Consider the following 20,901-nt stretch of genomic DNA (forward strand, 5'->3'; position numbering starts at 1 on the left):
GCAGGACGCTCTTTGATGCCGTCCCGTCAGCGGCGGTCCAGTTCCTGGCGGAGCATCCTCATCAAATCCAGGCTCTTGAAGGGTTTCTGGATGAGCTTGAGTCCATGGTCGAGAATAAAGTTCGTGTGCACGGCGTCTTCGCTGTATCCGCTCATGAAAAGGCAGCGGATTTCGGGGTTGATGGCGCGGATTTCGTCATAGACGGTACGTCCGCCCTTGCGGGGCATCACGACATCCAGCAGCAGCAGGTCGACCTCCCGGCCGTGCTCCTGGTAGATTCGCAGTGCGTCCTCGCCGTCGACGGCGGCCAGGACTCGATATCCGGCCATCTTGAGCATCTCGGTCGTCAGAAAACGAAGCGGTTCGTCGTCTTCCGCCATGAGAATGGTCTCATGGCCGCCCGGGGAGGGGACCTGTCTTTCCTCGAGGATTTCTTCGTCGGTGCTTTCGGTGACCGGTAGGTAGACATTGAAACGGGAGCCTTTCCCCGTTTCGCTGTAGACCTGGATCATGCCGTCGTGCTGCCGTACGACGCCGTAAACGGTGGCCAAGCCGAGACCTGTGCCATGCGACTTTTCCTTGGTCGTAAAAAAGGGCTCGAAGATCTTTTTCTGCGTTTCCCCGTCCATGCCGCAGCCTGAATCCGTAATGCTCAAGAGGACGTACCGGCCCGGCTTCGCCCAATCATGGTGGATGCAATAGTCTTCATCGAGCCAGACGTTTTGAGTTTCAATGGACAGGCGGCCTCCATCAGGCATGGCATCCCGTGCGTTGACGCAGAGATTGATGAGCACCTGTTCGATCTGGCTCCGGTCGGCGTTAATCTTCCTTAGAGCGTGGCCGGGAAGGATGCTCAGCTCGATGTTTTCGCCGATTAGGCGACGGAGCATCTTCATCAGATCGTCAACGACCTGGTTCAAGTCCAGGGGGCCGAGCTGGAGCACCTGCCGCCTGCTGAAGGCGAGAAGCTGGCGGGTCAGAGCCGCCGCTCTCTCGCCGGCCTTTTCCACCTCCTTCAATTTTCCGTAGTGCTTATTGTCCTGTCCCATGGAGAAGAGCACCATATTGGTGTAGCCCAGGATGGCCTGGAGGATGTTGTTGAAGTCGTGGGCGACCCCGCCGGCGAGCTGGCCGATGGCCTCCATTTTCTGGGCCTGGCGCAGTTGCTCTTCAAGGGTTTTGCGCGCCGTGATGTCCTGGGCAATGATTATGGATCCTCCGGACGCGTCCCTGCCGTTGAGATACGACCGGCTCAGCAGGACACAGATTTTCTCTCCGTCCTTCCGCTTCATCCGCACCTCCTTCGTCGCGTAGTGCGATGGTGAATAAAGGGATTCCCCAACGGCCCTGCATTCGTCGTCGCTGAAGTAGAGGAAATCCGTCCTCCGGCCGACCATCTCTTCAGGCCGGTACCCGAAGGTCTGGACGCAATGATCGTTGACCCGTGTCAGGATCCTGTCCTGATCGATGACGCAGATGGCGAGGGGAGCCGCCTGGAACAGGACCCTCCAGAGGGCTTCATTCTGCTTGTGGGCCGTGATATCGTGAGATGAAGAGATGACGGCCTTGACCTTTCCGGAGGCGTCCCGTTCGGGAATGAGCATCGAGTCCAGCCACGTTCCGTCGGGAAGTTGGAACTCCGTGCGGCCGATCTCCCCGGAGAGAAAGGCCTGCTCCGTTGCCTGCTCCATCAGGGAGCAAAGCTCTTCGGGGGCTCCCGCTTCTTCAAGGGTTTTTCCGATGAAGTTCCCGGGGGGAATTCCGGTCTGTTCCTTCACGTTGGGATTGACATACAGGAGGCGATGGCGGCGATCAAAACGCATGATCGTGTCCCGGCTGTTTTCCACAACGGCGCGGAACTTCTCTTCGCTTTCCCGGAGCGCCGTCTCCGTCGCTTTGCGCCGGGTGATGTCCCGGACATTGGCCAGTACGACGGGACGGCTGCCAAGATCGATCCGTTTGAGGGCGACATCGACATCGAACAGGGAGCCGTCGTTCGGCCGCTTTGCCTTCCATTCAAAGGTGACCGTTTCCCCCTTCATGACCCGGTCCCATCGTTCCTTCTGCTCCGCCAGGGAGCTGCCCTCGCAGGAAAAATCGTCGATGATGGTGGAGCGGATCGCCTGTTCTTTCGTGATTTCGTAGAGGTCAAGCATTCTCTGGTTGCCTTCCAGGATCCGTCCTTCGAGGTCATGAATGAAAATCGCGTCGTAGGTGTTGTCAAGAATCGTCCGGAGGGCCTGTTCCGATTTTTTCAAGGCCCGTTCCGCCTTCTTCCGTTCGCTGATATCCCGGGATATGACGAGAATTCCGGTGAGTTTGCCTTGCGTGTCCCGGATAAAGGAAAAATTGGCTTCCATCCAGATCAGGGAGCCATCCTTCCTGAAGGTTTCTATTTCCATCGTTCTGGTCCTGTCCGGATCGGCGGTCCCGGTCGCTTCCAGCTTCATTTCTTCCTCGAAAGCAGAACGGACCTGCTGCAGGGATTCCGGGGTAAGGTCCTGATTGATGGTTCTTTCTGAAGCCTCTTCGACGGTGAACCCACGGATTCGAAACACGGAGGGGCTCAGATAGACGCAACGCTGATTCAAGTCCAGGATGCGGATGATGTCCGCGGTATTTCCCATGATGAAGCGATATTTCGCTTCGATTTCCCTGAGAGAGTCATCCATGTGCTGATGCTCTGCCTTGTACCGCTCCAGCTCTTGAATATGTTGCTTCAGCGAGGAGATTTCATCGAGGAGTTCCTGATGTCCCCTGTTTATTGCGTCCGTGTGTCCCATCAGATCGGTTTTCTCCCGTATCGGATCTCAAAAGGATGACCGTGAAAAGAAAAAAGGTCCATTATATAAGGAAATAAAAGACAAAAAATTTTATCACTTTTGTCAGAAGATTGACAGATTTTATTATCATGAGAGGCAAGAAACATTCCCGTTTTCCTGTTATGTTGAACTCGATGCGGAATTCCCATGAGAAGGTTCAGGGGTGGTCTTTCTGAGATTGTCTTGACAGGAGGGAAGCATTTTAATTATGGTTCAGATCATTACAATATCCTTTCAAACGCGAGAGGTCCAGATCAGGCTCAGATTCTTCTGTTCGGCGATCGCGCAGGACGACAGGTCCAATCACGGCTGGAGGCGGAGGGAACCATGTTTCTAAGCGGGTTTGTACATCGGGGAGAGCTGTTTCAGATTGCCGAACGGTGGTTCCGGGAAAAGCTGGAACCCAGCGATGCCCGGCGCCTCACGGAAATCCTCATTGCCGACGGGTTCATCCTGGGCGAGACGCTGCAGGACCTTACCCGCTTTCTCGTTCACGAGCTTCATCCGCAGCCTGCAGCCTGCACGGGACATCCCATTTCTTTCAAGGGGCAGCTCCGAAACGCCCTCCTCAGCTTCCAGGGGGACCTCTCCCCGCGTGTCCGTGAGCTGCTTTCGACATATCAGCGGAATCCGGATTTTTTCTACCGGGATGCCCCCATAAACGGCGTCATGTATTTAGGCGACGCGGGAGAGCTTCTTGCCGCCTGTCGCATCAAGCGCCCCCGCCGCGTGGCGGAGAAGGCCAATCGCAGAATCGCGTCATGGCTTTTCAGCATCGTGCAGTCCGAAGCCGAGAAACTGGCGGGGGAGCGGGCCAGCCGGATGGGGGTTCCCCTCAGCCTGCTGCTGACTCCTGAAGAGGAAATGGTGGAGGAATTCGCCCAGGCTGAAGAGATCATCTCTCGAAAGTTCATCTCCGGAGAAATTTCCTTCGACCCGGAGTTCCTCACCATCCATGATGTCGGCGGCATCAAGATGGTCGGGACGCCGGAAGAGCTGCTGATGATCGAGGAGTCTCTTTCGAAGCGCCGGAATTGCCGGATCGTTGAAAGGGAATCCCTTCAGGGCCTTTACAACGCCGTCAATCTGATCGTGGAGATTCCCTGGAATCGGGAAGAGGTCTGCAGGCGCTACGAAAAGAAACGCTGGTGGGAGCACGTCGGAAACCGCGGGCTTTCGGAGGCTTACCTGAGGCGCGGTCTGGCAAACCTGCTCGGGAATGCCGAAGATTCCATCAAGATCGAAGTCATCTTGACCACCTTCCCCGACCTGGTTGAATCGGAACTGGGAAATTCCATCCACGAAAAGCGGATCATCACCCAGCGGGACAATAAGGATTACAAGGGGAATATCCCCCTCAACATCGAATTCCTGGTGGAGTATCTCTTTGCCGTGGGGTTCAGCCCTCGAATCGAGGTGGATTCCATTCCCATTCATCTCTGGGGCCGTTATCTCCCCGACACCCTTTTTTCCCACATCCGCAGGCTACACAATATGCCTCCCCAGGACCTGTTTTACTGAGACCGGTCCCTGGGCGGGGGGATGTCCTCAACCGGGAAGTTCTCGCTCTCCCCATCGGCGGCCTTCTGCGCTTCCTGGTCCCTCGGCGCAGCCGGAGCCGCGTCTGTGACGCGGCTCCGGCAGGGCGCGTCCAGGACCTCCCGGATCTTCCTGGAGAGGCCTTCGATGTTGAACGGCTTCTGGATAAATCCGCCGCACCCCCGGTCCATGATCGACTGCGCCTGACCATCGAGGCTGTAGCCGCTGCTGAGCATGACTTTTGCCTCAGGGTTCAGTTCCCGGATGCGGTCGAAGGTTTCTCCCCCTGACAGTTCAGGCATGATCATATCGAGAATGACCAGGCCGATGTCGTTTTTCTTTTTCCGGTAAAAGGCGATGGCCTCCTGCCCGCTTGTCGCCTCATGGACCGTATATCCCAGAAATTCGAGCATGGCTTTGCTCACGGCAAGGATGGTGGGCTCATCATCGACCAGAAGGACCACTTCGCTGCCTCTGAGGGTATGCGATTCAGGCGGCTTCTCTTCGAGGACTTTTTTATCCGATGCGGGGAGATAGAGGGTGAAGGCCGCACCGCGCCCCGGTTCACTGTCAACAAAAATGAAGCCGCCATGTCCCTTGACAATCCCGTAAACCATGGCCAGCCCCAATCCGGATCCCCTTCCCATCTTCTTCGTGGTGAAGAAGGGGTCAAAGATCCGTTTGCTTGTCTCTTCGTCCATGCCGATTCCCGTGTCGGCCACACGGATCATGACGTAATGACCCAAAGGCATGGCGTGAGGCATCATGTCATCCTTGCCGATGGTCACGTTCCTTGTTTCGAGGAGGAGTTGTCCCCCGGCGGGCATGGCATGCCAGGCGTTGACGTAGAGATTCAGGAGGGCCTGTTCGATCTGGCCGCGGTCAACCTCGACGGTCCAGAGGTTCTTGTCGAATTTTCTGGTGATGGTGAGCTCCTTCCTCGTTCGGCCGAACAGGGAAGAGCTCTTCTTGATGAGCTTGTTGATGTCGACGGGCTGTATCTCATACCGGCCGCCCCGGGCGAAGCCCAGGAGCTGCCGGGTAAGGCCGGAGGCGCTTTGAACCTGTTCATCGATGTGCTTTAAATATTCGTGATGGGGGTGGTGCGGATCGATCTCCTGAAGAAGCAGGGAAACGTATCCCTCGATCCCCATGAGGATGTTGTTGAAATCGTGAGCGACGCCGCCGGCCAGAGTGCCGATCGCCTCCATCTTCTGTGCCTGGATCAGTTGAGATTCCAGGCGTCTCTTGTCGGTGATGTCGCGCATGCTGACGATGGCCCCGGTGACGTCTCCCCTTTCGTTGCGAAGAAGACTCGCCTTGCCCCGCATCAGCCGGCTCGGCCTGCGCACGAAGGGCATCTCTGCTTCAACATAGACGGTATCGCCATCCTTTTTGATGAAGGAATATTTCCCGGCAATTGCGTCATCCCACGAAAGGAGCAGGTCGATGGAGATCGGGCGCCGCTCGCCGTAGAGGGGGATGGCGTATTCATAGTTTCCCCGGCCGACCATTTCTTCCGCGGAAAAGCCGGTCAGCTCTTCGAGCGCCCTGTTCCAGGATATGACTTTCCCGTCAAGGTCGATCGCAAAGGTGGCGTCGGGAAGAAACTCGATGATGTTGGCAAGGCGGCTTTCAGAGGATTTCAGCGCTTCTTCCGATTTTTTCCGCTCGATGAGCCGCCACATACCCTCCATGAGCAGGGTGAGCTGCTGGACATCCGTTTCATGGTAGTCGTCCCTTTTGTTTCCTACCCCGGCGACCAGCACGATGCGGGATTCAACGAACACGGGAATGTTCATGTGCCGGATCACCTCGACGTGACCGGCGGGGCAGCCTTTTTTCCAGGGGTTGGGCGACGCGTAATCGTTTGTAACGATCGGTTTCCTCTGCCGCACGGCTTCCCCCCAGAGGCCGGTGGCGATCACGGGATAGTGGATGGGCTTCTGTTCTGTAGCACATTGAGCCATGGCGGATCGGGACCAGGAGTGCATCGTCAGGATGCTTTCGTCCTCATTCAAAAAGGCCAGGTAGCCGATGGTGCTCCTCGTCAGTTCGACGGCTTTTTCCAGGGCGAAATCCGTTATTTCGTGGATGGAGGCGCTTGTCATTGAATTCAGCTGCAGCAGCGCCTCCGTTCGTTCGGCATTGAGCTTCATGGCCTCGTCGGCCCGCTTGAGGGCCGTAATGTCCGTGGAGATGCCGCACAGGCCGTAGATGCTTCCGCTGCCGTCCCTGAGGGGGATCTTCACCGTCCAGTATGTCCGCGGCGCCTGATCCGCCGAAGCAAGATCAACCTCTTCGCGGGTAACGGTTTCTCCATGCTCGATGACGCGGCGGTCGCTTCTCCTGATTTCTTCGACGGAGGCGGCTGAGAAAAAGCTGGTGTCGTCTTTCCCGATGATTTCCTGTTCGCTGGAGCCGAAGAGCCGGCCCACCATGCTGTTGACATAGGTATAGCGAGACCCTCTGTCTTTGAGAAAGATATAGGCGCCGACATTGTTCAGGATCGTATTCCGGAGCTCCTCGCTGTTCTGGAGCGCTTCTTCTGTCCGTTTATGATCGGTGGTGTCGCGGACGATGCCGGCGACCCCGACCACCTCGCCAGCCACAAAGAGGGGAAATTTATGGGTTTCATAGAATCTTTCCCCTACCGGCTCCACGTTGACCACGAGCGCCCGGCTGCGAACAGCCCGTTGATCACTCTCCCGGCAGGCGCGGGCCGCCTCACCGGGCATGAGTTCGAAGTCGGTCCTGCCCAGGATCTCCTCCTCCCCGCGGCCGAAGAATCGGGCATTGGCGGTATTGACAAGGAGGTAACGGTACTGAAGGTCTTTCAGAAAGAACAAATCCGGCGCGGTGTCGATGAGGAGCCGCAACTGCTGCAGAGAGAATCGCAAGGAGTCCTCTTCCCGCTTTCGCAGGGCGGCGGATTGTTCAAGCTCCCGGATCCTCTCCTGCAGGGCGGCGATTTCTTGAAGAAGATCACGGCTCGTTTCCGAAAGTTCGCTCATGGACTTCCCGCGTGTTAGGCTGAAAGGATAGTGACGTATTAACATTTATTTAATACAGATTAACGTGTTTATCGATTCATGTCAACCGGGCATCCGGCGGGTACCTGTGATTGACGTGCGCCGTTGAAAAAGAATCCCTCCGGGCAGCCCGGGCTTGAGATTTTAATGCGGATCTGTCGACGGCTGAAGGCGGGATGGGGATGGAAAGGAGAATCTTGGAATGCCGTTGCGGAATACCTGGAAGTCCGTGGGATCGCGTGGAGTCGGCCCGGCGGGCCGTTCCGCATCGGTTTTACAGCAGATCGGCAGCATCCCGGATGCGCCGCGCCTCCTCGATGAGGGAACCAATCCGGGATGTTTTTTCGTCGAGGCGCGACAACGGCTCTTTGAGGTCGTATTGAATTTCAAGGAAAAGCCGCTCGAACATGGAAGAGATCTCTCGATCCAGGCGCTCCCGGAACTCATTTCGTGATGTCGTCATCTTTTCCGAGAATTCATTCATGAGCGCCGAACGCTTCCAGAGCAGTGTTGCGGCGACCAGGCCGGTCCCTAAAGCGGTCAGGATACCGCCGGTTATGTCAAAGGCGATGAGGTGCGTTGCCATGGCGATGACAGCGCCAATGGCCGCAATCCCCCCGCCGGTCAGCGTGAGTTTGCCGAGTTCGGAGCCCTGAACGCCTTTTTCGGTGACGATGTCTGAGATGCGGAGGTCCTGGAGCTGGTGCCGAAGCCGTTCGAGGATCTCCATGCGGTCCGCGGCGGCGGGATATCCGGCCTTTTGTTGCCCCTCCCGCCGGTGCTCGATGGCCGTGGTCAGATCATCGAGCATGGTTTTCATCTCATCGGAGAGGTCCTTTGAAATGCGGGAGGACTCGGCCTCAATCTCTTTTTCAGCCGTTCGCTCGAACGTTTCGCGGGTTTCGTTGATCCATGTTTTTACATCCTTATCGCGAAGGAAGGGAATGGAGCGGCGCAGGATCGTCCCGATCTCCAAGCCTTGCCGGAAATCCTCCTCAAGTCCGGAGGCAAGACGGTCATAGGAAACGCCCAGACTGTCCACCACCAGCCGCCTGAGCGAAAGCGCCTTCTCACGGCGCCCGTCCACCCTGGCCAGGAGGTCCTGGTAGAAGGCCTTGTCCTCCGCAATGGAGGCCTCCTCCGTGCGAAGTTTCGCAAGCAGGTCGCCGGCGATTTTCCGGACGGTGTCCCGTGACACCTCCAGTTTCATGCTCCAGACCTCGCCGCTCTCCACGGTGTTGCGCAGATATTCCCGAAACTCCGCAAAACCGCTGTCCGACGCTCCCTCCATTTCCCGCTTCGCGGAGACCGTAAATAAGATGGGGTTCTGGACGTTGCGCTCGCGGGCGTACTGCCTCACCCGGTCCGAGTTGATGGCCAGCTCCTGCTGGGTGGCAAGATCAGCCTGCTGCAAAATGAAGACGGTCTTCCTGTGCCAGTCCTGCCGCACAAAGGAGAGAAGCTCCCATGCCGTCGCGGTATGGGGATTCTTGGCCGGAAAAACGAAGACGACGAGATCGCTCTTGGGGATGTAGTTTTCCGTAATCGTCTGGTGATTGCGGAGGACGGAGTTCGTTCCGGGCGTATCGACGATGGTTATGTCCTGAAGGACCGCCCTGGGCAGACGAACCCTCTCCCAGAAATCCCCCAGGACCGTCTTTGAGTACTCTTCGCCATAGACCAGTTCCTGGATGACCGCCGTGCAGGGATCCGGTGCAACCTCGCACACATTTTCTCCGAGAAGGGCGTTGATGAAGCTGCTCTTGCCCGACTTCACCTCGCCGACAATGACAAAGAGCGCCGCCGACTGCAGAAGCAGGAGACGCTCCCTCAGAATCGACGAGGACTCGCTTTCCGCGCATGCGTCGGCCAGCGACAGGCATCGCTGGAGAACATCCCTCAGCCAGTCGTATTTCCTTTTCAGTTCCGGGCTGAGGACACGCTGTTGTACCGTCATGGTTGTTCCTCTCGGTTCATGTGAGGGAAGCGTCCCTGGAAGTTTTGAACATCGATTCCCGGAGCTAGCTCTTTTTTACGTCCTTGTCCGACATTCCCAGTTTCTCGCGTGCCTGGCCTACGGCCTTCTCCGCTTCGTCCTTGACTTCGCCCAATTTGGCCTTGGTCTGGTCCGCCATCTTCCCCAGCCTGTCCGCTGCCTCATCAAAGGTGTCCTCCGCTTTTTCCGCCAGTTCCTTGGCCTTTGCCTCCGCCTGTTCCGCCAGTTTTTTGGCTTTGTCCGTCAGGCCTTCCAGGGCATCGGGGATGTTGTCATGGTCCTGATCCAGATTTTCACGGGCCTCCTTGATCTTCGCCCCGGCCTTCTCCTTCAGGTCCTCAGCCGCATCCTTGACCTGATCAACAATTTTTTTGAAGTCCATTTTTCTCCTCCTTCCTGCCAAAAGAAACGTTCCGTTTAAGAGCCACCCGCCCCTTTACGACGGGAGATTGCTTCTTAGAAAAAAACCTTGAGACTCTCAGATGAGTTAAGCTCTCTGCCCCTGTGGCCCATCCGAGGGGTCCGAAAGACGAAAGGCTTCCTGTTCAAACCTGTTGTCCCGGTATGGATCCCGGCCACGAAGCAGGGCCGCGGCGCTCGACAGGAGGTAAAGAGGGGGTAAAAAAGGCCCCCAGCGTTCGTATTGCCGGATATGAACATGCTCGTGATCGCGGCAACGCCGGAGGCTGTCGCGGTCCGGGCCGAAAATGACGTGGCCGACGGTCAACGCGGCAATGGAGAATCGAAAGCGGCGTGAGGACAACAGGGCAGGCAGCAGACCCCCCTGCGCCTCGATGGCGCCGGTCGCAAAAGAGACGCCCCCCCCGGAGAGAAGAACAAAGGGGAGCAGTATCATGCCGATGCATGATACCGGGAGAACCCAGCAGTATTTGAACAACGAGACCATGATTTTCATGGGATTCATCTTTTCCGCACTTTTTCCTTTGTAACGCGCGCCGAAGTCCTACAGCTGGTCAGTGTTGAAGGTGTTGCAGCCCTGGAACGTTCCGTTTTCGAGCCCGGTCTTGAACCAGCGCACCCGCTGGGCGGAACTCCCATGGGTAAAGGAGTCCGGAACAACATAGCCCCGCGAACTTTTCTGAATCCGGTCGTCGCCGATCGCACTGGCGGCATTGAGCCCCTCTTCAATGTCTCCGGCTTCGAGGATCCTGCGGCTCTTCTCCGTCTGATGAGCCCAGACGCCTGCGAGGCAGTCCGCCTGCAATTCCACCATGACGGACAATCTGTTTTTCTCCGAAGCGTTCAGCTGCGGCTGCAGCCTGTTCACCTTCTCCGTGATGCCCAGCAGCGTCTGCACATGGTGGCCCACCTCATGGGCAATGACATAGGCCTCGGCAAAATCACCGGAAACGCCAAATCGTGTCCTCAGCTCCTCAAAAAAACTCAGATCGAGATAAACCTTCCGGTCGGCCGGGCAGTAGAAGGGACCGACGGCGGAACCCGCCATCCCGCATGCCGATTCAACGGAACCTGAAAAAAGGACCAGCTTCGGCTCCTGGTAGGTGCGCCCCATTTTCTGGAATTCGCTCCTCCAGACATCTTCGGTTTCCGCGAGCACAACGGCAACAAAGTCGCGCATGTCGTCACTACCAGCCGTCTGACCGCTCTGCGGAACGGAGACGGATGAAGGCTGCTGCTGCGAAAGGTTCTGCAGGACAGCGGACGGGTCAATGCCGAACAACATGCTGATCACAAAAATCGCCAGTATGCCCAGACCGCTCAGGCCGCCCACCTTGGCGCCGCGCGGAAGGGACATGCCTCGACGGTCTTCAACGTTGTCACTTTGTCTTTCGCCCCTCCAGCGCATTCCATCTCCCCCTTGAATTCATTGCCGGGCTTCCCGGACCGGCTCATCCGCCGGGAACGATCCCGTCCTGCATCCGCCCGTGCCGGGGGCTGAGATGTCTCCGCCCCCGGCCTGGCGCTCCTTGATCCAAAGTATCTTATAAGTTAAATGAATCAGGTAGTTAGCACACCTTCCATCATACTCCTGATTCTGGTGATGTCAAGGAAATTTCCCCGGATGGGGGTCCTTTGTGGCTGTCCCGGTTGTTCAGTAGAACATTTCGTGTCAGCGTCATGCCTTCCCGCACCATCCATTCCGGTGCGGGGGCCATGCGAAGCCGCTCTTCCGGCACGGGCAAGAGGGGGCCGTCATTCCTGTCTTATGTGGCCCGGGAAAGCATCGTTGAATTGAGTCTCCGTGGTGAAGGCCATTCCTCTCCTTGAAGGGAGGAAAAGCGGGCGTTGCCCGCCGATGAGGACCGGCTTAGTCACGATGACCCTTTTTGATTCTTTTCGCAATCGCTTTGACCTCCTTCATGATGGCATCCAGGTCCAGGTGACGGAGTTCCCGGTTTTCCATCACGACGTTGCCGTTGATGATGGAGGTGAGCACATCCGATCCGGTTGCGGCATAGACGAGGTGGGAAAAGGGGTCGTACATCGGCGTCAGATGCGGCTGATTCAAATCAAGGATAATGAGATCGGCGGCCTTGCCGGCCTCGATGGACCCGATCCGCTCCTCCAGTCCCAGGGCCTTGGCGCCGTCGAGGGTGGCCATCTGGACCACCTGGCGGGCTTTCATGACGGTCGGGTCCATGGTGGCGATCTTGTGAATCTTGGCCGCCGTGTCCATTTCCCGGAAAAGGTCCAGGTCGTTGTTGCTGGCGGAGCCGTCCGTGCCGAGAGAGACGGGAATCCTGCGGGCCTGCATTGCCGGGATGGGGGCGATTCCGGAGGCCAGCTTCATGTTGCTCTGGGGGGCGTGAGAAACCCGGACGCCGCATTCGGCGAGAACCGCCATCTCTTCCTCGTCGAGCCACGTGCAGTGGACGGCGAGGGTCGCTGAATCGAGGACTCCCAGATCGCGGAGAAAGAGCGCCGGCTTTCTGCCGTAGCGCTCCTGAATCAGGGAAATCTCCTCGCGGGTTTCGGACAGGTGGAGCATATAGAGAAGATTCTCCCGGGAGGCCGCCGCCTTGATCCGGAGAAGGGTTTCCGGAGAGCAGCTGTAGGGGGAGTGGCAAAAGAGGGCGGGCTGGATCAGAGGCGAGGCGCCTTTCCAGGAGGCGATCAGCCGTTCCACGGTGTCCAGCTGCCGGGACGGATCGGGGGTGTCCGGTGTGGGAAAATCGATGAATCCCTGGGAGACAACGGCCCGCATGCCCGCGTCCATGGCTGCCCGGGCGACGGAATCCACGAAAAAGTAGCTGTCGCAGAAGGTCGTCGTACCGGACAGGATCATCTCCGCCATGGCCAGGAGCGATCCGGCGTACACCATCTGCGGGCTGACATGCTGCGCTTCCGCGGGAAAGATGCGCTCATGAAGCCAGGTCATCAGGGGGAGGTCGTCCGCCATGCCGCGGAAGCAGGTCATGGCCAGGTGGGTATGGGTATTGATCAGCCCGGGCATAATCAGGGTATCGCGCCTGTTCAGGACTTTTTTTGCGCAATAGGCCCCTTCCTGGAAGTCCTTTCTCGGCATGACGAAAACGATTTTTCCATCCCGGATGCCCAGGACGGGGTGTTCGACAACGGCCTGCTGACTCGACATCGTTAAGAGGAGACTGCCGAAGACCAGCAGATCCAGTTCGGTTTTTATCATCAACGACCTCTGGAGAAGAGGTGCGAGACCTCTTCCGGTTGGAATGGGTGGCAGGAATTTAGCACGGAGAGGAGTGTTCCTTCAACGGGATAATGGCCCCGGAAAAATGCAAGGGGGGATAGGGGGATTTGTTGGCCCATGCAAAAAGACTGAAGGGGAGCTTTTTGCTCCCCTTCAGTCCAGGAGGATAAGACGATTTCGGGATTGCTTTCTCAGTTATGGAACCCGGCTCCTTCTGCCCGTTTGAATTCGCCGGATTTTCGTCTTTTGTCGTTAAAGAAAGCATCGATTGTGCCAGTTGCGTGATAATTCTGTAACATATTGAAATGACGATTCTATATTTTAGTTTGGTTCAGGGGCGGATAAAAAGAGGCTTTTTCCCAGAGGCAAGAAATGTCGACAGATGAGATCAGCCTTTTTAAAAAACCATGAAAGAACAAGAAGATGCAACGGTGTCCCGTTATGTCGCCCTTCGACAATATTGTCGAAAGCGGCCCATCGATGTTCCAGGCGATCTACGCCGGTTCTCCCCTGCCTCGAGCCTGCTGCCGGTTCTGGCGCTTTCAAGCGCAGGGCTTCCGATCCGCTCCAGACTCTTCCGGGCCGGAATTCGCTGGAAACTTTGCCGGCCGAAAGCACCGCGCCGATTGCCCCGTTGCGGATTTTCCAGTTTGTTCCGGCTGCCCAAGGCTTCCCGTGATTCTCATGGTCCATCCCCCCCCCTCTGGATGCCCCGATTTTAAGGGGTTGACTTTTTGATGGATCACCCTAAGATGTCGATCGTGGCGGAGTTGAAATACCGGAGGGCTGACCCCTCCAGGGACCGTCAGCGGGAAACATGACATGAAAGATGAGGAAAAAGTGATCTGGCAGGATTCCGTGTCCGGCCATGAGCGTTCGTTTCTGCAGCCCATTTCCGTGGCGATCGCCTGCGTCGTTTTTATCGCCCTGTTCCTGTTCATGGGCATTATGGACATCCGGCGAAGCGACCGTTCACTCACCGGGCTCATGGAAAACCAGGGCCTGGCTACGATAAGCGTTGTGCGGAAGATGGCGGAGGACAACCTGAAAACCCTGATTCAGGCTGCCCAGCATGAAAATGCACCCACCTTTACCCCTCTCCGGGAAGAATCTTTCTCTCCGGAAAACTGGCTGACCTCCGCCCTGGCCGTCATCGGTCGGGATGTGGATGAAAAGTGGCAGACGGATCAAATCAGCAACGAATATCTTCATGCCATTGCCGAACGGGAGAATCTCTGGCTGATTGCGGTCATCGACAAGGCGGGGAGCATCGTTTTTTCCGGCCAGTACGTCCAATCCCCTGTCAGCGGAAACGGCGAAAAGGATCGGTTTCCTGCCGTATCCAGCGGCGCCAATCTGATCTCTTCCCTTCAGCAGCAGAACATCAATTTTGTGGCCCTTCGGCGGGCGGATGACAGCGGCACGGTGGTGATCGCCCTGAAGAGGGACGCTATCCGCTACTGGGCACTGAGGGTTTCTGTTGAGAAGGCCATGGAAAAGCTTGGCGAGGGGCGTGAACTTCTCTATCTCGTGATCAGGGATCACGATGGAAAACTGCTTGGCCAGGCGGGAAAGCTTCCCGGTCCCTGGAAGAATCTGGACTCCGCCTTCCACAGCGTCTCCTCAGGCCGGAAAAGCATGGAAACGCGGAAGATGACCTTTGGAAAGCAGCCCATTCTCGATATTACCGCGCCCTTTCAGCTCAGCGACCGGGTGGGCGGCGTCGCCCGCATCGGCCTGAAAAGGGAAAGCGCCGAAAAAATCCTGTCTGAAAACCGCCGAAGCATGTTTCTTTCCCTGTTCTTTACGCTTGTCGTTGCGATCCTCGCCATGTGGCTGCTCTATCAGAACCAGAACCGCCACCTGGCCGGGATTATCGAAATGGAGCGGCGCCTGGAAAAGGCGGAGCGGCTGTCCTCCCTCGGCCAGCTGGCTGCCGGGGTGGCCCATGAAATCCGCAATCCCCTCAACGCCATCAGCATGGCCAGCCAGCGGCTCAAACGGGAATTCATGCCGGCGGATCCGGAGAAAGCGGCTGAGTTCCAGAATATGGCCGGCGTCATCCGGGATGAAATTCGGCGCTTGAACGGGATTATCGAAGAGTTTCTCACCTTTTCCAAGAGCCGCCGGCTGGAAATGCGCGATTACTCCATTACCGAAATCCTCCGGAAGATGACGGACCTGATCCGGGAGGAGGCCGCCTTCCGGGGAATTGTTCTGAAAACGGATTGGAGCGACGACCCTGAAATCATTCCCATGGATGTGGACAAGCTCCAGCAGGCGCTGTTCAACCTCGTGAAGAACGCCATGGAGTCGATCTCCGGAGAAGGCTCTATCGAGATTTCCCTCCATGCCGATGGCCGCAATTCCCGGATTATCCGCATCTCCGATACGGGCTGCGGAATGACGGCGGAAGAGGTGGAAAAAATCTTCAACCCGGAATATACGACCAAGCAGAAGGGGCTGGGGCTCGGCCTGTCTCTTGCGCACGAGATCATCCGCGGACATGGCGGGGAGATTCGTGTCCTGAGCCGGGAAAAGGAAGGGACGACCTTTGAAGTGATTCTCCCGTCGGAAAGAACGACGGAGAATCCATCAAATGCCAGGACATAGAACGGGCGGTATCGATTGCCATGAAGAGTCTGAATATCCTCGTCGTCGAGGACGGCCAGTCACAGCGGGAAATGCTCCGTGATTTCCTGCGCAAAGAAGGCCACACCGTTGAGGAAGCGGGCAGCGGAGAAGAAGCGCTGCAATCCATGACAACGGGGGCCTTTGACCTGGTCCTGCTGGATTATAAGATGCCCGGCATGGACGGGATGCAGGTCCTCCAGGAAGTCAAGCGGCTCAACCCGGAAACGGATGTGGTGATCATCACCGCCTACGGGACGATTGAAACGGCCGTGGACGCCATGAAGGCCGGCGCGGTGGACTACATCACCAAGCCCCTCGAATTTGATGAACTGCTGCTTCTTCTCGACCGGGTGGCGGAGCGGAGGACCCTGCTGCGGGAGAACGAGATCCTCCGCAGGCAGCTCAAGGAACAGGGAGTCACGACCGACTCGATCATTTACGGAAGCCAGAAAATGGCGGCCCTCACCAGCATGGCCGCCCGGGTCGCCTCGAGCCGTGCCACGATCCTTCTTCAGGGTGAGAGCGGCACAGGGAAGGAGCTGCTGGCCCGCCTGGTCCACCAGCTCAGTCCGCGGTCGTCAAAGCCCATCGTGACGGTCAACTGCGGCGCCCTTCCTGAAAGCCTCATTGAAAGCGAACTCTTCGGCCACGAAAAAGGGGCCTTCACCGGGGCGTCGGCCCGGCGGATCGGGAGGTTCGAAGAGGCGGACGGCGGCACCCTGTTCCTCGATGAAATCGGGGAATTGACGATGCCCGTTCAGGTCAAGCTTCTGCGCTTCCTCCAGGAGAGGGAATTCCAGCGCGTCGGGGGAAACACGAACATCCGCGCCGATGTCCGGATCATCAGCGCCACGAACCGCGATCTGGAGGGGATGGTCAAGGAGGGAACATTCCGTGAGGACCTTTTTTATCGGCTCAATGTGGTGGTCATGTCCATTCCGCCCCTCAGAGAGCGCCGGGAGGACATTCCCGCCCTCATCGATCACTTCCTGAAGCGCTTTGTCGCGGAAAACGGCAAGGACATCGTGGGCATCAGCAGCGAGGCCAGGGACCTTCTCATGAAATACGACTATCCCGGAAACGTCCGGGAGCTGGAAAACATCATCGAGCGGGCCGTGGTCATCGCCAGGAATGAAGTCCTTTCCCTGGAGGACCTGCCTTTCCGGGAAGAGGCGATGGCCGCCTCGTCCGGCGGAGGCATGCCGGAAGAGGGGGACGGCAGGCTCCGCAGCGCCATGGAACAGCTTGAAAGGCAGATGATCAAGGAGGCCATGGAGAAAACGGGCGACCACCAGACCAGGGCCGCGGAGATGCTGGGGCTGAGCGAACGGATGCTCCGCTATAAGCTGAAGAAGTACGGATTGAAATCCTGAACGGGCTCCCTTGCCCGGACCCGCAACAAAAGGCGGGTTTTTTATGAGAAACTTCCAGGCGGCAGTCCTTTCCGCCTTTGGAAATAACCGACGGCTTCCGGTACGATCCATAAAGGCCTGCCTATGGACCAAAGGCGCGAAGAAAGGGAAATGCCGCTCCTCACCCTTCGGGAGGTAACACTCCGGAGAAGGGACGTTCTGCTTCTGCCCGGTACATGCTGGGAAATCCGCACGGGCCAGAACTGGGCGATCCTCGGGGCGAACGGATCGGGGAAATCCGTTCTGGCGCGGGCGATCAAGGGAGATGTGCCGATCGTACGGGGGGAGCTGATCCGCCATGCACCGGAGGTGGCCGGGGAGAGGATCGGCTACCTGTCCTTTGAACTTCAGGAGGAAATCCTGCTGCGTGAAGCCCGGTTGGAGGATTTCCAGGCATTCAGCGGGAAGGCCTGTGGCCTGACCGCCGGAGAGGTGCTGGGAATCGGGGACATGGATGGGGCCTCTGTGGAACCCTTCGACGACCTCCTGGGTGTCCGCTGCCTGCTGGGCCGGAGCATCCGGGTTCTCTCCAACGGGGAGATCCGAAAAGTCCTGATCACCCGGGCCCTGCGTTCTCATCCGAAACTTCTGATCCTGGACGAGCCGTTTGCAGGTCTTGATGCGGCAAGCCGGGAATCCCTGGGCCGGGCGATCTCCGCGCTCATGTCAACGGGGACGCAGATCCTGCTGATCACACAGCGCCCGGAAGAAATTATCCCCGGCATATCCCACGTCCTGGTGATCCGGGACGGCCGTGTCGCCGGAGCGGGAAAGCGTGAAGAACTCGGTACGACGGAGAAGTTGAAGCTCTTTTCCGAAAGAGGAATCTCTCCGAGGTCCCTGCCCCGGCCGATCCCGACAGCGGCCCGCAAGGCGGAACCGGCTGCGGACATCCTGGTTGAGATGAGGAACGTTCATGTCGCTTTCGGCGAAGTTGTCGTCCTGGACCGGCTGAACTGGAGCGTCCGGCGTGGAGAGAACTGGGCCGTCGTCGGACCCAACGGCTCTGGAAAAACAACCCTGCTGGCCCTGATCACCGGGGATAACCTCCAGGTTTATGCCAACGAGGTCAGGCTCTTCGGCCACAAAAGAGGGGGCGGCGAGAGCATCTGGGAGATACGGCGGAGGATCGGCCTGGTTTCACCCGAGCTGCAGCTCCGCTACCGCAAACCCGTTGATGTCCGGAAGGTGCTCCTCTCCGGGCTTTTTGACTCCATCGGCCTGTACCGCAAGGTGGACGCGGAGCAGAAAGCCCTGGCCGACTCCTGGCTTGCCTGCATCGGCATGGAAGACCGGGCCGACAAGCCCTTCAACCAGCTCTCCTACGGGGAGAAGCGCCTGGTCCTTGTCGCACGGGCCATGATCAAATCCCCGGAGTTGCTCATCCTGGACGAACCCTGCCAGGGGCTGGATCCATCGAATCGGGACATGGTCCTGGCGCTGATGGAAGAGATCGGCCGACGGCACGTGACGGCAATGATCTATGTCACGCACCATGAAACGGAGATGATCCCCTGCATCCAGCATGTCCTCGATCTTGGTGGAAAGCGTTGAACGGGTGGCGCGAAGGGGAAAAGGGGCGATCGCGACCGGCCTTCCTCGCTAAAATGTTGAAACATCGGATCAGTTTTGATATCCTTCACGGTACACATTCGTGCTTCCGTACCTTAATCGTTGAATAAGAAAGGACTTTTCTCATGTTTTATTCCCAGCGCGTCTTTTGCGGGCAGCTGACCCTGGAGGATGTGGGCCGCAGGGTGCTTCTTGCCGGATGGGTGGATGCATCCCGGGATCACGGGGGGTTGATTTTTATCCACCTTCGTGACCGGAGCGGCATTGTGCAGATCGTGTTCAGCCCGGAAGTCGCGCTCAGCGACGTCTGCCGGGGTGCGGCGGCGCTGCGTTCCGAATACTGCATCACCGTCAGCGGCGAGGTGAGAAAGAGGCTTGAAGGGACGGAAAATCCCCATATCGAAACGGGAAATCTCGAAGTGCTGGTCACGGAATTGACCGTGCTGTCGGAGTCGGATGCGCCGCCCTTTGCCGTTTCCGAAAAGGCCATGGTGGCGGGCGCCCAGTCAGCGGGTGCGGAAAGCGTGGCCGAGGATCTGCGCCTCCAGTACCGGTACCTGGATATCCGCCGCCCTTCGATGCGGGACAACCTGGTTGCAAGGCACCGCATCTTTCAATGCGTCCGGGAATTTCTCGATTCGCGGGGGTTCCTGGAAATTGAGACGCCGGTGCTGACCATGAGCACGCCCGAAGGCGCACGTGACTACCTGGTGCCGAGCCGCATCCATCCGAAGAATTTTTACGCGCTGCCCCAGTCGCCGCAGCTCTTCAAGCAACTCCTCATGATCGGCGGCATGGAGCGCTACTTTCAGCTGGCGCGCTGCTTCCGCGATGAAGACCTCCGCCCCAACCGGCAGCCGGAATTCACCCAGCTGGACATCGAAGCCTCTTTCATCGATGAGGAATTTCTCTATGATCTGATCGAAGAGCTGACCGTCCGGATGTTCGCCGTCGGCGGTATCGCCCTGGCCCGACCCTTCGCCCGCATGACCTATGCTCAAGCGATGGACTCAACGGGATCCGACCGGCCCGACCTGCGCTTCGGCCTTCGGTTTGTTGATGTGACGGATCTTTTTTCCTCAACGAATTATTCGATCTTCCGCCAGATTCTGCAGCGTGGCGGCTGCATCAAGGGCATCAACATCAAGGGCCAGTCCGAAAGGCTCAGCAAGAATGTCCTGCAGAACGAGTATGCCAGGGAGATCGTGCCGTCCTTCGGCGCCAAGGGCATGACCTGGATGCGCGCCGAAGGGGGTAAGCTTGAGTCCAATATTGTCCAGTTTTTCAGCACCGACGAGCTGGAGGCGTTGCGCAGGAGATTTGACGTTGAAGACGGGGACGTTCTGATCATGATTGCCGACCCCTCCTACCGCGTTGTGACATCCGTACTCGGCCAACTGCGCCTGCACCTGGCGAATCGGCTGGGGATCATCCCCGCCGGCAGCTTCTCTCCGGTCTGGATTACAGAGTTCCCCCTGTTTGAGGAGGACGGGGAAGGGGGCGTCACCTCGAGCCACCATCCCTTCACCGCTCCGGAGTGCACCGATTTCGATCCGAAAAATGTTGAGGAGCTGTTGAAGCTGCGTTCACGGGCCTATGACCTCGTCATGAACGGCGAGGAGCTCGGCGGCGGCAGCATCCGCATCAGCGACCGCAGCCTGCAGAAAAAGATCTTTGCCGCCCTTGGGCTGAGTGAAGAAGAGACCAGGGAAAAATTCGGCTTTTTCCTGCGGGCCTTCGATTTCGGTCCGCCTCCCCACGGCGGCCTGGCGCTGGGCATGGACCGCACCGTGTCGATGATTCTGCAAACCCCGTCCATCCGCGAAGTGATCGCCTTTCCTAAAAACCGCCGTGCCGTCTGCCCTCTGACCGGTGCACCTTCTGCGGTCAAGAATGAACAGCTGGCTGAACTGGGGCTTCTGAATCTCGGAGGCCGGGATGTTCTGCCGGGAACAGCCGAAGGGGAAAACAGGATCGATCACCTGTCCTGGGTCTCGCGAATCGGCATTGCCGCGGAGGAGCGTCCGCAGTTGGAGAAGGTCCTGTCTCAGGCCGACGAGCTGGCGTCGCTTGCCGCTGACAAGGCGGGGGCTGAGGAGCCGATGGCGACCGTCGCCCCCGCAGCCAACCGTATGCGGCCGGGAACCGTCGAAGGGCAATCCGCTCTTTCCCGGGACCAGCTGCTCAAGAGCGCGCCGGCGGTCAAGGGGAATTACTTCAAGGTGGCCAGCATTCTGGAATAAGG

At 58.0% G+C, this 20,901-nt stretch carries 12 protein-coding genes; 5 read left to right on the plus strand and 7 right to left on the minus strand.

What is annotated here, in order from left to right; translation table 11 throughout:
* Nucleotides 1-26: 26 nt before the first annotated feature.
* On the minus strand, nucleotides 27-2,783 hold the full coding sequence (locus ACJ77P_RS05820; RefSeq protein ID WP_408999261.1) for a PAS domain S-box protein: 2,757 nt from the start codon (nucleotides 2,781-2,783) through the stop codon (nucleotides 27-29).
* 366 nt (nucleotides 2,784-3,149) lie between these two features.
* Here ACJ77P_RS05820 and ACJ77P_RS05825 point away from each other — a divergent pair, with 366 nt between their 5' ends.
* Complete coding sequence (locus ACJ77P_RS05825) at nucleotides 3,150-4,343, plus strand: hypothetical protein (RefSeq protein ID WP_408999262.1); 1,194 nt, start codon at nucleotides 3,150-3,152, stop codon at nucleotides 4,341-4,343.
* Here ACJ77P_RS05825 and ACJ77P_RS05830 read toward each other — a convergent pair.
* The 6 genes from ACJ77P_RS05830 to ACJ77P_RS05855 all read right to left on the minus strand — a co-directional run bounded on the left by ACJ77P_RS05830 (nucleotide 4,337) and on the right by ACJ77P_RS05855 (nucleotide 13,017).
* Nucleotides 4,337-7,375 (minus strand): PAS domain-containing protein, encoded by a 3,039-nt coding sequence (locus ACJ77P_RS05830; protein ID WP_408999263.1) that lies wholly within the window; start codon nucleotides 7,373-7,375, stop codon nucleotides 4,337-4,339. The two genes, ACJ77P_RS05825 and ACJ77P_RS05830, sit on opposite strands and share 7 nt — an antisense overlap.
* Before the next feature lie 292 nt (nucleotides 7,376-7,667).
* Nucleotides 7,668-9,350 (minus strand): dynamin family protein, encoded by a 1,683-nt coding sequence (locus ACJ77P_RS05835; protein ID WP_408999264.1) that lies wholly within the window; start codon nucleotides 9,348-9,350, stop codon nucleotides 7,668-7,670.
* Between the two features lie 64 nt (nucleotides 9,351-9,414).
* On the minus strand, nucleotides 9,415-9,771 hold the full coding sequence (locus ACJ77P_RS05840; RefSeq protein WP_408999265.1) for a dolichyl-phosphate-mannose-protein mannosyltransferase: 357 nt from the start codon (nucleotides 9,769-9,771) through the stop codon (nucleotides 9,415-9,417).
* A gap of 105 nt (nucleotides 9,772-9,876) precedes the next feature.
* Entirely contained in the window at nucleotides 9,877-10,314 is a 438-nt protein-coding gene (locus tag ACJ77P_RS05845) for a hypothetical protein (protein WP_408999266.1), read from the minus strand.
* 39 nt (nucleotides 10,315-10,353) lie between these two features.
* Nucleotides 10,354-11,217 carry a neutral zinc metallopeptidase gene (locus ACJ77P_RS05850; protein WP_408999267.1) on the minus strand — a complete coding sequence of 288 codons (864 nt, stop codon included), beginning with the start codon at nucleotides 11,215-11,217 and terminating at the stop codon, nucleotides 10,354-10,356.
* A 462-nt stretch (nucleotides 11,218-11,679) separates the two neighbouring features.
* Nucleotides 11,680-13,017 carry an amidohydrolase gene (locus tag ACJ77P_RS05855; RefSeq protein ID WP_408999268.1) on the minus strand — a complete coding sequence of 446 codons (1,338 nt, stop codon included), beginning with the start codon at nucleotides 13,015-13,017 and terminating at the stop codon, nucleotides 11,680-11,682.
* 843 nt (nucleotides 13,018-13,860) lie between these two features.
* Between ACJ77P_RS05855 and ACJ77P_RS05860 the strand changes: the two genes are divergently transcribed.
* From ACJ77P_RS05860 to aspS, 4 genes are all read left to right on the plus strand, one after another.
* Entirely contained in the window at nucleotides 13,861-15,651 is a 1,791-nt protein-coding gene (locus ACJ77P_RS05860; protein ID WP_367360463.1) for a PAS domain-containing sensor histidine kinase, read from the plus strand.
* A gap of 20 nt (nucleotides 15,652-15,671) precedes the next feature.
* Nucleotides 15,672-17,045: a sigma-54-dependent transcriptional regulator gene (locus tag ACJ77P_RS05865; protein ID WP_408999269.1), complete on the plus strand. Its 1,374-nt coding sequence runs from the start codon at nucleotides 15,672-15,674 to the stop codon at nucleotides 17,043-17,045.
* 123 nt (nucleotides 17,046-17,168) lie between these two features.
* Nucleotides 17,169-18,638, plus strand: a complete 1,470-nt coding sequence (locus tag ACJ77P_RS05870; protein ID WP_408999270.1) for an ATP-binding cassette domain-containing protein — start codon at nucleotides 17,169-17,171, stop codon at nucleotides 18,636-18,638.
* 143 nt (nucleotides 18,639-18,781) lie between these two features.
* Nucleotides 18,782-20,899 carry an aspartate--tRNA ligase gene (gene aspS / locus ACJ77P_RS05875; RefSeq protein ID WP_367360460.1) on the plus strand — a complete coding sequence of 706 codons (2,118 nt, stop codon included), beginning with the start codon at nucleotides 18,782-18,784 and terminating at the stop codon, nucleotides 20,897-20,899.
* Nucleotides 20,900-20,901: the final 2 nt, after the last annotated feature.

The organism is Syntrophus buswellii (genome assembly GCF_046097065.1).
Taxonomy (GTDB): Bacteria; Desulfobacterota; Syntrophia; order Syntrophales; family Syntrophaceae; genus Syntrophus; species Syntrophus buswellii.